The following is a 16,833-nucleotide window of genomic DNA, read 5'->3' as shown; positions in this document are numbered from 1 at the left end:
AGAAGAATATCTTTTAAAAAGAATGAAACCTAAAGAAAGATATTACATACCAGGATTAAAAAGTACATTAATTTCTCGTGGACAACCTTTTAGAGAAGAATTATTCGAATTTAATGATCCTAAAATTTTCCAATTAAACTATAGATTAATTCTAGGAAAATTAATTCTGCCTGTAGCAGAAAGAAGATTTTACGTAGAAAATAACAAATCGATTGAAATAAAATCTAACTATTACAATTTGTGAACAATAGACTTAAATAATCAAGAGTTATTCTTTGATTCTCAAGAAGGAATGATGTCATATCTAAAAGATTACATAAAATATAGAACTAAAAAAATAGAAGGAACAAAATAATGAAAAAGAAAATATTATTAACCAGTGCAACAGTTTTGACCCTTGCTTCTGTAAATTTGGTAGCAAGTTGTAATGAAGAGAAAACTAAAGAACCAGATATTCCAAAAACACCTGAAGAGCAAAAATATGAAGAACTTTTTAACAAATATAAAGAAAAATACGTAGGAACTGATAATTATGTGTTTGATGATTTTGAGGAATTTGATTTTAATAATCATGAACACTATGAAATTGTAAATATGAAAAAATTAATTGAAATAGATGAGTATTTTCAAGATACTTACCTTTCTGAAGAAAATAAAAATATCAACAATAACAATAATAATATTTTTTGATATTTTAAGAAAGAAGAATTTCAGAAACTTTACGATTGAATAAAAGATTACAATTTTAAATTTAAAGTATACAAGGATGTAATTGATAAATTTGCTCCAAATAAAAAAATTAAACAAAATAATAATAAAGAAGATATATATTTAGTAAAAGAAAGTAATTTTGATTTCACTTTTTCTAAAAAACAAGATGATTATTTAATTGTAGTTGCAATGTATCCATTCATTATGGAAAAACTTTTATTAATACCAAATGTCAAGATAAAGGGTTATTTTTATTTTAATTCAAATTTAATATTTCAAGAAGAAATGAAAAATAATTACTTTTCTGAATTGTCTATATTTTCTAATATAAATTTTCCAAATTTAATTAATTCAAAATACAAATTATTTTCAACTCAAAAACCTAAATTAAACAAATTTTCAGAAGATATATCTAAAGAAGATATGGTTAAATTCAATACAAGTAATCCTAAAATAAATTTCTCTTCTATTTTAGATATTAGTAATACATCAGAAAGTTATTTTAATGATTGATATAATATTGAAAATGATTGAAACGCAAGGGAAAATGCTCAAATAATTGCAAATCAAGATTCAGAAAATTTTTATGATTATGATTTAACTTTTTCTAGAGAAAGATTGGAAAAAGAATATGATAGTGAAATAAAAGATTATAGAAAACACATAGAAAAAGATTCTATTCATTTTATATTGTCAAGACCTTTAAGAATTATATCAACTGAAGGGGAAAACGAAAAAAGAAGACGTTAATTCTTTTTTTGAAAAAACAAAGAATTTTTATTCTTAGAAAATACCAAAATAGGAATTTTAAAAAACTTTATTTCTGTAGATGATGCAGAGAAAAAATCTATAATTACAATTCAAGATATACAAATATTACAGAATTAGCAAACCAAACTGAAGAATCTAATTTAGAAGAATATCTTTTAAAAAGAATGAAACCTAAAGAAAGATATTACATACCAGGACTAAAAAGTACCCTTATCTCTCGTGGACAACCTTTTAGAGAAGAATTATTTGAATTTAATGATCCTAAAATTTTCCAATTAAATTATAGATTAATTCTCGGTAAATTAATTCTGCCTGTTGCAGAAAGAAGATTTTATGTAGAAACTAACAAATCTATCGAAATAAAATCTAATTACTACAACTTGTGAACAATAGATTTAAATAATCAAGAACTTTTCTTCGATTCACAAGAAGGGATGATGTCATATTTAAAAGATTACATAAAATATAGAGCTAAAAAAATAGAAGGAACAAAATAATGAAAAAGAAAATATTATTAAATAGTGCAGCAACCTTAACTTTTGCTTCTGTAAATTTGGTAGCAAGTTGTAATTATGAAGAAAAGTCTAAAGAACCGGATTTTCCAAAAACACCTGAAGAACAAAAATATGATGAACTTTTTAACAAATATAAAGAAAAATACGTAGGAACTGACAATTATGTGTTTGATGACTTTGAAGAATTTGATTTTAATAACAGAGATTATTACGAAATAATAAATGTTAATAAATTAATAGAATTAAGACCTACTTATGAAAGCATAAAATTAGAAAATTTTAATAATGAAAACATTTTTATATATTTTAAGCAAGAAAAAACGGAAATTTTCTTTAAGTGATTATTAGACTTTCAATTTAAATTCAAGGTTTATAAAGATGTTATTGATAAATTAGCTCCAAATAAAAAAATAAAATACAAAAACGGAAATGAAATTTATTTAGTAAAAGAGAGTAATTATAAATTTAAATTTAATTTTTCTCAAAGTGATAAAGATTATAATGAAATTTTTTCCATTAATACAACAATAATGGAATACTTATTATCAATTCCAAATTTACATTTAGAAGGACGCTTTGCTTTTAATAAAGCTTTATATTTACCTGAAGATTATAATAATAACTATTTTTCTAAAATAAATTTATTGTCTAATTTTGGTATTTTTCAGTATAAAGCAAATGAAAATTATAAATGATTTTCTACTCCAAAACCTAAAATAGAAAAAATATTTCCAGGTATTTTGCAAAAAGAAATTGATAAGTTTCACTCATCTTCGCCTATAATAAATGTATTTACAACAGAAAATTTAGGTTTCACATCTCGAAATTATTTAAACGACTGATATAACATTGAAAATGATTTAAGTGCAAGGGAAAATGCTCAAATAATTGCAAATCAAGACTCAGAAAACTTCTATGATTATGATTTAACTTTTTCTAGAGAAAGAAAAGTACAAGATTATGATGTAAAAGCAGATGAAAAAAAAGAATATATTAAAAAAGATTCTATTCATTTTATACTTTCTAGACCACTTAAAATCATATCTACTGAAGGGAAAAACGAAAAAAGAAGAAATTAATAATTTGCATAATTTATTTATAAAAAAATATTATTGGTTTATAATTATATTAATAGTAATAAAAAAATGGTTGCTGTTAGCAACCTTTTCATATATTTTTAAGGAGAAAAATGGATATTTTAGAAAAATTAAAAGAGAATTTTAGTTCAATTTTAGAAGCTTATTTTGAAAAAGAAGGAAGTCTTAATTTTTTAAGAATAAAAACAAATTTTACTGATTTGAATGATATTGAAAAAATTTCAAGAAAAATATCTGACTTTTTAGATAAAGAAGATTCTATAAAAGAAGAATATTATTTAGATGTATTTTCTAAAGGGTCTGATATTGATATAAATATAGAAAATATAGAAGAATTTATCAACAAAAAAATTCAAATTTGATTTAATGAAAAAGATTTTATTATAGGAAAATTAATCCAAAACAATGAAAATACTTTATTACTAGAAATTAATTTAAAAGGCAGAATGAAAAAAGAAGAAATAAACAAAGAAAAAATAGAAAAAATTAATTTATATATAAATATTTAGGAGAAAAATGGCAAGAAAATCTGTAAATTCTAAAAATATTTCAAAGAACAAAATATTTTTTAATCAATTAAAAGAAATTTCAGAATTTAGAAAAATAGATATACAAACAATTATGAAAATTCTTGAAGATTCTTTTATAAAAACAATTACTAAAAACTTAGATCCTGACGCTGAAATAGAACTAATTGTTGATTATGAAAATGAAAATATTAGATTAGTAAACAAAACAGCTTTAGTAGTTTCTGACGAAACTTATAATGAAGATATTGCAGCAGATGAAGGTTTAAAAACTTGTGAAATTTCCATTTCACAAGCAAAACAATTATTTGCACACAAAGTTCAAGAAGATGAAAAAGTTTCTATTGATATTGATTTTGAAACTTTGCCAAAAAATATATTTTCACCAGTTCAGCAACAATTTAAACAAAAAATTGCCGAACTTGTAAGAGAAGCTGTTTATCAAAAATATTCAACTTTAAAAGGAAAAGTAGTAAAAGCAAAATTAATTTCTAAATTAAGAGCAGGATACTTATATGAAATTGAAGACGATCAAGTTCATGCATTTATGCCTAAACACTTAGCTACAAATTCTAAAAAGAAGAATGAGCTTGGTTTAAGCGAAGATGTTTATATTGAAGATGTGCTTGAAGAAGTAAAAGATACACAAATAATTATTTCTAACTCATCAAATAACATCTTAAAAGACTTAATTGAAAAAGAAATTCCTGAAATTGCAGCAGGAGAAATAGAAATCTTTAGAATCGCAAGACACGCAGGTGAAAGATCAAAAGTTGCTATTAAATCTACATCTGGAACAGTGATTAATAATGTTGGAGCATTAGTTGGAAAATCCGGAAGCAGAATTGAATTAATAGTAAATGAACTCGGAGAAGAAAAAGTGGATATTATTGAATATTCAGAAGATTTAAACCAATTTATAGTAAATGCTTTAGCACCAACAAGAATAGTTTCTGTTTTACCATTTAAATCTAAAAAACTTAATAAAATTGTTGTTGTTGTTCCTGATTCACAACATTCGCTTGCTATTGGTAAAAAAGGAATTAATGTTACTTTAGCTTCTGAATTAACAAGATCAAGAATTGATATTTATTCTTATTCAAAAGCTTTAAATGATGGTTTTAAATTAAACTGAAATGGAAATATTAGTTCTGAAAGTGAATTAGAAACAATCGAAAACGAATTTAAAAATAGAACTTCAGCAAATGCTAAAATCAAAAAAGCACCTTATACTACTAATAAAACAAGAAATAGTAAATCTAAAATTAATCCTAATTATTTACTTGATGAATTTGATAAAGATATTCAAAAATATAACGAAGATTTTGGTTTAAATATTTCTGAAGAAACAGCAAATAGCGAACAAAAAGTAGAAAAAAATGATTCAACTTCAAAATCATCAACTAAAGTTGAAAAAGATTCTGTAGTTAAAAATAATAGAAAAGCAAATGTAAATAAATTTGATGGTGATAGCATTTTTGACAATGCATTTTCTGATTTTCAAGATAATATTGATAACAACAAACCAAAAACAGAAGAACTTTATACAAAAGAAGATTTAAAACAAATTAGTGAAGAAATTAAGAATTACAAAATGGATAATGATTTAGCTGAATTTGCTGGTTTAAATGATTTTGATTTTGATATAAATGATGCTGATTGAGATGATGAAGAAAATGAATAATGACTATTCAAGAAAATGCATTTTTTCAAACAATATCATCCCTATAACAAAATTAATGCGTTTTACTAAAACAAAGGAAAATACAGTAATTATAGACAAAAATAAAAATCTACAAGGGCGTGGAGCTTATATAGAAAATGTCAAAGAGAGCATTTTAAAAGCTTTTGAGAAAAAACTTCTTAATAAGTCTTTTAAAATGAATATAACAAAAGAAAATTACGATCAATTAAGAAAGGAAATAGAACTAATTTATGGCAAAGAAACACATTAGAAAATCTAATACAGAAGAAATTAAATCCCAGTTAGTTAGTGTAAAAACTGAATTAAAAGATGGTATTTTTATTTTTACAGGAGCAATGACAATTGCAGAATTTACAAAAAAAATTAATAAACCTGCTAATGAAATCATTACAAACCTTTTTAAAAAAGGAAAAATGTATACTTTAAATCATACACTTTCTGAAGATGAAATAGCTGAATTGTGTATTGAATATGGTTTTGATTTTCAAAAAGAAGTAGAAATAAATGCTTCCAACTTTATGGATGAAGTTGAAATAAGTGATCATGAAAGTGAACTTGAAAATAGAGTACCTATTATTACAATTATGGGGCATGTTGATCATGGGAAAACAACATTATTAGATACTATAAGAAAAAGTAATGTAGCAAGTGGAGAAGCTGGGGGAATCACTCAACATACAGGAGCTTATCAAGTAGAATACCAAAACAAAAAAATAACCTTTTTAGATACTCCAGGTCATGAAGCATTTACTGAAATGCGAGCTAGAGGAGCAAAAATTACAGATATTGTTATTTTAGTAGTTGCTGCCGATGATGGGGTTATGCCTCAAACTGTTGAAGCAATTGATCATGCTAGAAATGCAAAAGTTCCTATAATTGTTTTTGTTAACAAAATTGACAAACCTTCAATTGATATTGAAAGGGTAAAATCTGAACTTTCAACACATAATATTCTTCCAGAAGATTGAGGTGGAGAAAATATATTTGTATATGGTTCAGGAAAAACAGGTCAAGGATTAAATGATTTATTTGAGGCTATTAATTTACAAGCAGAAGTTTTAAATTTAAAAGCAAATAGAAATAGATATCCTATTGGTACTGTAGTTGAATCAAAATTAGACAAAGGTAAAGGAGTTACTGCAACATTAATTGTTCAAAATGGTACCCTTTATCCAAGAGATTTTATTGTTGCAGGTTCTAAATACGGAAAAATTAGAACAATGCATGATGCACATGGACAAATTCTTGAAAAAGCAACTCCAGGTACTCCTGTAGTTGTTACTGGTTTAAATTATGTGCCTTTAGCAGGAGATAAATTCTTTGGTTTTCCAGAAGAAAAATTTGCTAAAAATTTAGCTGAAGAAAAAGCTTTTGTAGATAAACAAACACAACTAAAAGAAAGAAATTCCGTAATTTTTGAAGAAGGTAAAAAAGTTATTAATTTAATTATCAAAAGCGATGTGCACGGAACTTCAGAAGCTATAAAATCATCTTTAGAGAGATTAAAAAACGATGAAGCTTTTGTTAATGTAGTACATGCTTCTGTTGGAGATGTTACAAAAGCAGATATTTTACTTGCAGAAGCATCAAATGCAATTATTTATGTATTTAATACAAATGTCCCAAGCTCTATAAAACAGTTTGCAACTCAGCAAAAAATAGATATAAAAGAATATTCTGTAATTTATAAAATCACCGAAGAAGTAGAGACTTTATTAAAAGGTTATAAAGAACCAAAATATGAAGAAGTTAATATAGGTGAAGCATTAGTTCTTAAACTTTTTAGTTATTCAAAAGTTGGGATTATTGCTGGATGTACTATGATTAGTGGTAAATTTAAAAATAACTGTAAAGTTAAAGTTATTAGAAAAAATAAAGTTATTTATACAGGAAAATTGGACTCTTTAAGAAAAGGTCCAAATGATGCTAAAGAAGTAGCAATGGGTATGGAATTTGGTTGTCATATTTATAAATATAACGAAATTCAAGTTGATGATACTATTCAAGCATTTGAAGATGTTTTAATTGAAGAATAATATGAACTCAATTACATTAAGAAAAAAAGAATCCCACTATTTTTTACTAGTTTCTAAAATTATAAGTGAAGAAATAACAAATGCTAATATAATTGGAGCAACTGTAAATGATGTAAAACTTTCTAACGATGGTTCACATTTAAAAATTTATTTAAGTTTTATAAAATCACCTCAAAAAGGTTTAGAAGCAATAAATAATGCAAAAGGATTTATTAGAACTCAATTATCCAAAATAGTAAATTCTAGAACAGTGCCACAATTACATTTCTTTTTAGATGAAGTATTAGACAATGCACAAAGAATAGAAGAAATACTTGCTAAAATCAAAGAAAAAGATAACTCTAAGTAAGTTATCTTTTTTTATTTAGGATTATTAATATAAAGTCATAAATTGAAAAAACATTTGGTTAAGCTTTCTCAGTTTAATGTATTAAAAAACTGTTTATGCCTGTTTTATGGGGCAAAACGGTTTTTATTTATCTGATTTAATTACATTTTATTGTGTTTTGATTTTTATTAATTCTCATTTAATTATTTTTTATTTTTCAATAACCCTTTTTTGAACTTCCTATATATTCTATTTTATTTTCTTCTTTTAATTTAGCAATATCACGTTCAATTGTTGTTTTAGACACTCCTAATATATTTTTAAGATTACTTCTTGTTATATTATTATTTACTTTCATTAACTCTAAAATTTTCTCTATTCGTTTTTTAGTATTTTGTTTTAAATTTTGGGCTTCATTTTGGGCTTCATTTTGGGCTTCATTTTGGGCTTCATCTTCTATTTTATAATTTCTATTGAATAATGTAACAATCACGCCGTTATCAGAAATATAGTATTTAGGTTGTTTTTTAAAATCAGAATAATCTTCAAATATTCTTCTTACTCCTGTTGCATAGTTTTCTATCATATCAATTTTATCTAATGCATTTACAATGATTTTATTTCTTTTTGCAGCCATTCCCATTTTTATATTTTCAAGAGTTAAACCATCAGGTAAACTACCTGGTGAAAAAATTTGAACTCTATCTATATAAAATTCAATTTTTACATCACCGCTTAGTGTATAGTCTCTATGGCAATAAGAATTTACAATAGCTTCTCTCAATGCTCTCTTAGGAATGTCTAAATACTCTTCTCTATCTGGTTTACCTGAAATGGTAACTCTTTTTCTATTGGATAAACTAGAAAAATACAATATCTCATCTAGCTGTTTTAAAATTGACCCAGTAAATTCTTTTTTATCTAAAAATTCAATAACTCCCTTATCTTGAAACACTGCGAATTTACTTATTGTTGGATTTTGATCACTTAACAACAAAGCAGCATTATTATATTTATCATTTTTGCCTTTTAACGATAAAGCATATATATCAAATTTTATATTTTTTTCTTTAAATCTATTTTCAATATATGTAAAAGTCAAATCATTTCTATCAATACTATTTGATTCAAAATCATTTGATGGATGATTTCTAATCATTCTTTCAATTTCATTAAAACTTGCAACTCTTTTTGTACTACCAACTCGAATAAAAATCCCTTTAGAATTAAATCCTTCTCCTTCTTTATAAAAATAAGGTTTCTCCTTACCTTCAGTTATTTTAATTTTAAAAGGTATTTCATTAGGAAGAATATCAATTAAGTTTATAACATTTGGACTAAAAGCATTTGACACTCAATTAGATAGCAATTGTTCTCATTCTTGTTTTTTATTTTCTATCAATTCTTTATCAATACTACCATCATCTCTAACTCCTAGATGTATTTCTCCACCCTTGCTGTTTAAAAAAGAAACTATTTCTGCTTTTAGTTTATTTGCTTTATCTGGAATATCAATTTTATATTCAATTTTACTATTTTCCATATATCTCCCTATTTATGCGTTTGTTGTTTTCAAATATCATTCAATGAATTTATTATATCCAACACTTTATTTATTATATTTAAATTTTAATATTGTTTTAAAATTCAGAAATAGTTGATTTATTATACTTTTTCTTTTAATTAAATTATACATAACATAACTTATTTTAGTTTAAATCAATTGAAAATTTAATTAATTTTCTAAATCTATGTTTTTAAATTAATTTTTATTTATTTTTTTATATTAATTTATAAATAGGGACTTTAATAATACTTCAATATTTAAAATTTTAGGAAAAACGAGCTTATTTTCCTAATTTTTTTCTTTTTTATTTGTTTTTTATAAAAAAAAGAAACTTTTAGATGGAGGAAAAAAATGGAAATTTATAAAATAGGAAAAATAGTTTCAAAAAACAAAAATTACATTATATTAGAAAGTTCATCAACAGGACATCTTATATATGTTGTCAATAGCGATAAATTTGAAAAAGGAGAAAATAGAAAAGTTTATATTTACAATTGAGAAAATGATTATCAAAAAACAACATATGGATTTGAAAATTTTAGAGAAAGAATTTTATTTGAAGATTTATTAACAATATCAGGTGTTGGTCCTAAAACAGCATTATCCTTTATTTCTGAAGGATGAGAAAAAGGAATTAATTTAATTGCAGAAGGTGATTGAGAAAGACTTTCAAAATATACTTATATATCACAAAAAATAGCAAGACAAATTGTTTTTGATTTTCAAAATAAATATAGAAAAATATTAAGTAATTTAAAATCCAAAGAAGAAAAAGTAGATGAAAACAGCACAGAAAATGAATCTCATGAATTTGAAAATGAGTCTAATTCAAAACTTGATTTTAAGGTAATGAGTGAATTAGAAGATACACTTAAAGTCCTTGGTTTCCAAAAAAGACAAATTGATTATGCGATTTCATCTTTAGAACCAAGTGAAAATTTTGAATTCTTAGTTGAAGAAGCTATTAAATTAATTTCTAATGCAAGAGAATTTAGAAATTAGACCAAAAAATTTCGATGAATTTATTGGTCAAACAGAGCTAGTTAATACAATTAAAGTTTTAATAGGTTCATCAAAAAAGCGTAAAAAAACTCTTGATCATTTATTGTTTTTTGGACCACCAGGTCTTGGAAAAACAACTTTAGCAAAAATTATTTCAACGGAATTAGATGGTCAAATTAAGTTTATACAAGGTTCTTTAATAGAGAAAAAATCAGATATTCTTTCAATTTTTGGTTCTGTTAAAAAAGGGGATTTAATTTTTATTGATGAAATTCATTCTATGAATAAAAATATGGAAGAATTACTTTATACAGCAATGGAAGAATATGTAATTGATATTCAAATTGGAGTAGATGGAGAAAATAAAATAATGAGAATGAAATTACCTGAGTTTACTTTAATAGGTGCTACAACTAAATTTGAAAGATTAAGTCAACCATTAAAAGATCGTTTTGGTTTCATTGCAAAATTACAAAAATATTCTCCAGAAGAAATGAAAATCATTGCAAAAAATTCTTCATCAAAATTAAATATAGAAATTTCAGATAATGATATAAGATATATCACTAAATTTGCTAATAGTACACCAAGAATTTTAAACAATATTTTAAAAAGAATCAGAGATTTTTATATTTTTTCTCAAAAATCTAAAATTGATAAAAATTTAATTGATGAAACTCTTAAAAATATTGGAATTCATCATAATGGTTTAACTCATTTACATGTTGATTATTTAAAACTTTTAGGTAATATTTTCAAAAGAAAAAGTGTATCTTTGGATGTAATTTCAGGAATTTTAAAAGATAATAAAGATAACATATTGTTAAATATAGAACCCAATTTATTAGAATTAAATTTAATTGAAAAAACTAGTAGAGGGAGAAGAATTACGATTGAAGGAGAAGAATATTTAAAAAAATATAACTATATTAGTTAAAAATAACTAAAAATACCTTATAATATAAAATATTATTATGAAAAAGTTTTTTAGAAATATATTTAGTGCTAAAAATTGAAAAAGGTGATTTATTGCTTTTTTCACTTTTTCAACAGTCATAGTTTCAATTACATTAGGAAGCAAATATTATATTTCAAAAAATATTAATAAATCTATTGAATACGGTGGTGGTGCTGAAGTTCTTGTTCAAGTTACTTCAGAAGATAAAAATAAACCAATCGATAATGAAACAATAAAAAGGGCAGACCAAGCAATATTTAATCGTTTAACCGGTGGAGTCGGTTTAAATGGTACACAAGTTGCAATTGAGGGTGAAGGTAGAATAAGGATTTCTCGAAGTGGAATAACCACCAATGAAGAAATTGTTGATTTTACAAATGAAGTTATTGCAAAACAACAAATTATAATAACAGACATAAATAATAAACCTTTATTTTACAATGGAAAATTTACTACAGGACAAACCTTAGATTTTGAAAATGTAGATAAATGAAATGAAAGAGATTATGTTGCACCATTTAAATCAGGTGGAGCAAAAGAGCAAATTGACAGCAATAATAGAAATCAAGTATTAATTAATTTAGCCGATAAATCTGGTGAGTTAGAATGAACAAAAGCTACTGACTATATTTCTAAAAGACCGTCTGGCCAAAATTTAATTTTAGTTTGATTAAACTTAAAAGATTTAATCCATCTTGCTAATACTAACTTTAGAGATGAATGAGTTAATTCTGGATTTAATCCATATAAATTTGTTCATGTTAATGAAGAAACACAACCAAAAACCGTAACAAATCCTCAAACACATCAACCAACCGTATTTCAACCAATTTTAAAAGAAGCACAATTTGATGCTAAAAAATATTTAATTTCATCCGCTCAAGTTAATAGTGCTTTATCTGGTGAATCTTTTGTTATTCAAGGAAATTTCACATCAAGTGAAGCAAAACAGTTAGCTTTAAATATAAATTATGGAACCGATAATTATTCATTAAAACTTTTATCTTCATCATTTGTACCTAGAGATTTAGGAGAGAATGCATTTAATGGAGCTTTAATTGCAGGAATAATTTCAATTTCTATAATTGCTTTATTTATGATAGTTAATTATGGACTTCTTGGTTTCTTATCTACAATTTCTTTAAGTTTATATATATTTCTAACTTTATTATTATTCACAACAGTAAGAGGGGAATATTCACCTTCTACTATTGCTGCTTTAATAATAGGAATTGGTATGTCTGTCGATGCGAATATAATATCGTTTGAATCGATTAAAAAAGAAATTTATATGGGTTCTAGCAGCATTAAAGCAAATAGTAAAGCAAATAAATTTTCTTTTTCTACAATTCTGGATTCGAATATAACGACATTAATTGTTGCTGTAATTCTCTTCTTTTTTGGGACCAAAGATATTAAAGGTTTTGCAGTAACTTTACTATTTTCTGTGTTATTTACATTGTTAATTATGCTGTTCTTTACAAAATGAATTACAACAATGCTTGTAAAAACGGGTGTATTTGATAAAAATAAATTTTTATTAGGGGTTAGAAAAAAATACATTCCTTTATATGCAAGAGGTTATGTTGCAAAAATAGAAAGACCAGAATACCTAAATTATGTTAAATTTACTCACTACATTCCAGTTATTATTTTTATAGCTGCTTTTATTGTATTTACCACATTTGCAGTAATAAATAAGGATTTTATAAAAGGATTTAACCTTTCTTTAGAGTTTAGTGGTGGAACAAATATTTTAGTTGAAACTAAAGATAAAGATTTTGATTTTCTAACTTTAAATAAAGCAAATGAAATCAAAGACTTTCTTGAAAATAAAGGAATAATAAACGATAATCATCAAATTATTATTCAAAAAGTAGATCAACAAGCAGATATTTATAATGTTATAGTTAGAACTAATCAAAATATAACTAATATTCTTAATGAAATTAGTTCAGAATTAAATACTAAGTTTCAAAATATAAATATTATTACATATAGTATTTCTTCAGAAGAAGCAAGAAGTTTAGTAAATAATGCTATTATTTCTGTATTAGTTGCACTATTTGCTGTTATCTTCTATATAATTTTAAGATTAAGATGAACATTTGCAATAGCTGCAATTATTTCGCTAATTCATAATGTTATAATAGTTTTCTTAATCTTTATCATTTTCAGATTACAAATCTCACCAATTTTTATAGCCGCTATACTTTCAATAATTGGTTACTCTATTAACGATACTATAGTTGTTTTTGATAGAATTAAAGAAATCTTTAAAGAATTACCATATAAAGAAGTTAACGACTATAATAGATTAAGATTTATAGTTAATAAAACTATTAAAGAAACTATAAAACGTTCAATCTTTACTTCTTTAACAACAATTTTAACTGTATTAATTTTAATTATTTTTAAAGATTCAACTGATTTATACTTTAACATTGCATTGGTAACTGGTGTTGTGTTTGGAACATATTCATCATTATTTATCGCAAGTCATATTTGATTATTAGTTGAGACTTGAAGAAACAAAAGAAAAGCAAAAAGAATTGCAAATAAATACTGAAATACTCAAAAAATAAAAGAACAAACTTTTGTTGGTATTAATGATTTTGAAGCATAAAAAAGGAAAAAAAATGTATATAAAACCAAAAGGCACAAAAGATATATACGATAAAGAAGTGTTCTTGTTACAAAAAATACAAGAAACTTTTTTTAATATTATAAAAAATTGAAATTTTAAATATATAGAAACTCCAATTTTTGAATATTCAAATTTATTTATTAGAACATCTGGAGAAACATCGGATATAGTAAATAAAGAAATGTATTTATTTAAAGATAAATCCGATAGAGAGTTAGCTCTTAGACCGGAAGGAACCGCTTCAACAGTAAGGGCTATTTTGGAAAATAAGTTATATATAAATAATAATAAGTTTGCTTATTTTGGACCTATGTTTCGTTATGAACGCCCACAAAAAGGACGTTTTAGACAATTTTATCAAGCTGGAATTGAATATATTAGCCAAAGCAATTATCTATATGATTTTGAAATTATAAGTTTTGCTACAAGATTTTTAGAACTTTTAAAAATTAAAGAAGTAAAGTTAAAAATTAACTGTTTAGGTTCAAGAGAAGACAGGAAAAAATATTTAGTTGAATTAAAAAAATATTTGATTACTCATCAAGATGAATTAGAAAAAGAATCAATTATTAGATTAGAAAAAAATCCTTTAAGAATTTTAGATGATAAAATAGAACAGACTAAAACATTTATCAAACAAGCACCAAAAATTTTAGACTTTATTAATGAAAAATCAAAAAATGAATTTAATAAATTGCAGGAGTTGATGCAAAAACAAAATATTGATTTTGAAGTAGATGAATTTTTAGTTCGTGGACTTGATTATTATGATGATTTTGTTTTTGAGTTTGAGTCAAGTTCAAAAGCTCTTGGTTCTAAAAGTACATTAATTGGTGGTGGAAGATATAATAATCTTTTTTGAGAACTAAATGGTCCACAAATGTCTGCAATTGGACTTGGAATTGGAGTTGAAAGAATTATTGAAATTTTAGACTTTAATAATGATTTTAATTATAATTCTGGAATTGATATTTATGTAGCAAGTTTTAATGAAGATGAATTTAATATAAATAATAAACTAATTCTAGAATTAAGAAAACACAACTTTAAGGTAGAATCCAATAAAGAAATTCAAAAAATAGCTAAAATTTTTGCAAAAGCAGAAAACATTAAAGCAAAATATATTTTATTTAAAGAAAAGAATCAAAAAAATACAGAACTAACATTAAAAAACCTTAGTACAAATGAAAAAAAGATTTTGCAAATAGTTGATATAAAAGCTTTTATAAAGGAAATACACAATGAAATTAATTAATAATAACGAATTAAATATAAAAAATGTAGGACAAACAGTTACTTTATATGGTTGAGTTCATAACATAAGAAAATTTAAAAATTTCACTTTTATTGATTTAAGAGATCGTTGAGGAATTACACAAATTATCTTTAATAATGAAGAAAAAAACTTGTTTATTGCTAAAGAGTATGTAATCCAAGTTACAGGAAAAGTTTTTGAAAGAAAAGAATATAATGATAATTTAGCTACCGGACAAATTGAAGTTATTGCTGATGAATTAATTATTCTTTCTAAATCAAAAGAATTGCCTTTTGAAATTAATGATAAAATTAATGTATCTGAAGAACTAAGATTAAAATATAGATTTTTAGACTTAAGAAGAAATATTTTAAAAGACACCATTATTTTTAAAAATAAAGTTTTTAAATATTTAAGAGATTTCTTAGATGAAAATGATTTTATCGATATCGAAACCCCAATTTTATCTAAATCAACACCAGAAGGAGCAAGAGATTTTTTAGTACCAACAAGAACTAAAGGAAAATTCTTTGCTTTACCACAATCACCACAATTATTTAAACAAATTTTAATGGTTTCTGGATTTGAAAGATACTTCCAATTTGCAAAAGTTTTTAGAGATGAAGATTTAAGAAAAGATAGACAATTTGAATTCTTTCAACTTGATCTTGAAATGTCTTTTATAGATGAAAAAGATATTCAAAATCTTGTAGAAAAAATGATGAAATACCTGTTTTCAAAATTAAATATTCCTTTAGAAATTCCTTTCCAAAGAATTGATTATGATTATGCAATCGATAATTATGGTAGCGATAAACCTGATTTAAGATACCAAAATAAATTAATTAATGCAAACATTTTAAATAACGAAAATGAATTTTTATTTAGTAACTCTACAACAAAAACTCTTTTTTTAGAAAAAGAAACAATTTCAAAAAAAGATTTCAAACATTTAGATGAAATAGTTCGTAAAAATAAAGGAAATAGATTACTTTATTTAATTTTAGAAAAAGGTCAAATAACATCTACTTCTTTTAAAATTGCTGATTTTTCAAAAATAAACAATTTTATACAAGAGCAAAAATTTAGTGATGGAACATTATTTATAGTTAATGATGAATATGAAAAAGTTTGTCAATCACTTGGAGCTTTAAGAGTAGAATTAAATAATTTATTTAAACTTGCTGATGAAAGTCTTTATAAATTTGCTTGAATAGTAAATTGACCAATGTTTGAATACGATGAAGAAAACAAAAGATATGCAGCTGCTCACCATCCTTTTACAATGTTTCAAGAACAATCAATTGACACTTTCCAAAGTGATCTAAAATCAGCAAAAGCTAAAGCATATGATTTAGTCTTAAATGGTTTTGAAGTTGCAGGAGGTTCTATTAGAATTCACGATAGTGAAATTCAAAGAAAAATGTTTGAAACCATTTCAATGTCTAAGGAACAAGCAGAAAGTCAATTTGGATTCTTTTTAAATGCTTTAGAATACGGTGTTCCACCTCATGGAGGAATTGCTTTTGGTTTAGACAGACTAATTATGATTTTAACAAAATCAGAATCCATTAGAGACGTTATTCCTTTCCCTGTAAATTCAAAAGGTATAAACTTAATGATTGATTCACCTTCAGAAGTTACACAAGAACAACTAGATGAATACTTTTTAGAACCAAAGCAAAAATAACGAAAATAAAGAAAAATCACAAAA

15 protein-coding genes are annotated in these 16,833 nt (G+C 24.3%); 14 read left to right on the top strand and 1 reads right to left on the bottom strand.

The annotated features are described in order from the left end of the window. From ACXX85_RS00440 to rbfA, 9 genes are all read left to right on the top strand, one after another. Positions 1-355 (top strand): hypothetical protein (locus ACXX85_RS00440; protein ID WP_458560349.1); only part of this gene is annotated, 355 nt, incomplete at its 5' end. Further along, complete coding sequence (locus ACXX85_RS00435) at positions 355-1,461, top strand: hypothetical protein (protein WP_458560348.1); 1,107 nt, start codon at positions 355-357, stop codon at positions 1,459-1,461. The genes ACXX85_RS00440 and ACXX85_RS00435, both read left to right, overlap by 1 nt. A gap of 8 nt (positions 1,462-1,469) precedes the next feature. Next, positions 1,470-1,979 carry a hypothetical protein gene (locus tag ACXX85_RS00430; protein ID WP_458560347.1) on the top strand — a complete coding sequence of 170 codons (510 nt, stop codon included), beginning with the start codon at positions 1,470-1,472 and terminating at the stop codon, positions 1,977-1,979. Then, positions 1,979-3,076, top strand: coding sequence for a hypothetical protein (locus ACXX85_RS00425; protein ID WP_458560346.1), 1,098 nt, complete (start codon positions 1,979-1,981; stop codon positions 3,074-3,076). Before ACXX85_RS00430 ends, ACXX85_RS00425 begins: the two co-directional genes overlap by 1 nt. A gap of 110 nt (positions 3,077-3,186) precedes the next feature. Continuing rightward, the gene (locus ACXX85_RS00420; RefSeq protein ID WP_436358550.1) at positions 3,187-3,603 is read left to right on the top strand and encodes an LSm family protein; all 417 of its coding nucleotides are present in this window, start codon (positions 3,187-3,189) and stop codon (positions 3,601-3,603) included. A gap of 7 nt (positions 3,604-3,610) precedes the next feature. Then, on the top strand, positions 3,611-5,305 hold the full coding sequence (nusA, locus tag ACXX85_RS00415; RefSeq protein WP_436358549.1) for a transcription termination factor NusA: 1,695 nt from the start codon (positions 3,611-3,613) through the stop codon (positions 5,303-5,305). Then, positions 5,298-5,576 (top strand): YlxR family protein, encoded by a 279-nt coding sequence (locus tag ACXX85_RS00410; RefSeq protein WP_436358547.1) that lies wholly within the window; start codon positions 5,298-5,300, stop codon positions 5,574-5,576. The genes nusA and ACXX85_RS00410 overlap by 8 nt, the downstream gene beginning before the upstream one ends. Continuing rightward, complete coding sequence (gene infB / locus ACXX85_RS00405) at positions 5,557-7,362, top strand: translation initiation factor IF-2 (RefSeq protein ID WP_458560345.1); 1,806 nt, start codon at positions 5,557-5,559, stop codon at positions 7,360-7,362. Before ACXX85_RS00410 ends, infB begins: the two co-directional genes overlap by 20 nt. A gap of 1 nt (position 7,363) precedes the next feature. After that, a complete protein-coding gene (rbfA, locus tag ACXX85_RS00400; RefSeq protein ID WP_436358544.1) occupies positions 7,364-7,711 on the top strand; it encodes a 30S ribosome-binding factor RbfA in 348 nt (115 codons plus the stop codon). 178 nt (positions 7,712-7,889) lie between these two features. On the opposite strand, the gene ACXX85_RS00395 is transcribed toward rbfA, so the two are convergent. Beyond that, positions 7,890-9,233 (bottom strand): ATP-binding protein, encoded by a 1,344-nt coding sequence (locus ACXX85_RS00395; protein ID WP_458560344.1) that lies wholly within the window; start codon positions 9,231-9,233, stop codon positions 7,890-7,892. 375 nt (positions 9,234-9,608) lie between these two features. On the opposite strand from ACXX85_RS00395, the gene ruvA reads away from it, so the two are divergent. From ruvA to aspS, 5 genes are read left to right on the top strand one after another with little or no spacing between them, the layout of a single operon-like run. After that, positions 9,609-10,259: a Holliday junction branch migration protein RuvA gene (gene ruvA / locus ACXX85_RS00390; protein WP_436358541.1), complete on the top strand. Its 651-nt coding sequence runs from the start codon at positions 9,609-9,611 to the stop codon at positions 10,257-10,259. Then, on the top strand, positions 10,237-11,196 hold the full coding sequence (ruvB, locus tag ACXX85_RS00385; RefSeq protein ID WP_458557246.1) for a Holliday junction branch migration DNA helicase RuvB: 960 nt from the start codon (positions 10,237-10,239) through the stop codon (positions 11,194-11,196). Before ruvA ends, ruvB begins: the two co-directional genes overlap by 23 nt. A gap of 37 nt (positions 11,197-11,233) precedes the next feature. Continuing rightward, a complete protein-coding gene (gene secDF, locus ACXX85_RS00380) occupies positions 11,234-13,843 on the top strand; it encodes a protein translocase subunit SecDF (protein WP_458560343.1) in 2,610 nt (869 codons plus the stop codon). A gap of 13 nt (positions 13,844-13,856) precedes the next feature. Next, positions 13,857-15,119, top strand: a complete 1,263-nt coding sequence (gene hisS / locus ACXX85_RS00375; RefSeq protein WP_436358538.1) for a histidine--tRNA ligase — start codon at positions 13,857-13,859, stop codon at positions 15,117-15,119. Beyond that, a complete protein-coding gene (gene aspS, locus ACXX85_RS00370) occupies positions 15,106-16,809 on the top strand; it encodes an aspartate--tRNA ligase (protein WP_458559315.1) in 1,704 nt (567 codons plus the stop codon). Before hisS ends, aspS begins: the two co-directional genes overlap by 14 nt. The last annotated feature ends 24 nt before the right edge of the window (positions 16,810-16,833 follow it).

The organism is Mycoplasma sp. Z386 (genome assembly GCF_054343375.1).
Note: the sequence above shows the minus strand (reverse complement) of the source record. Positions and strands in the feature narration are given on the sequence as shown.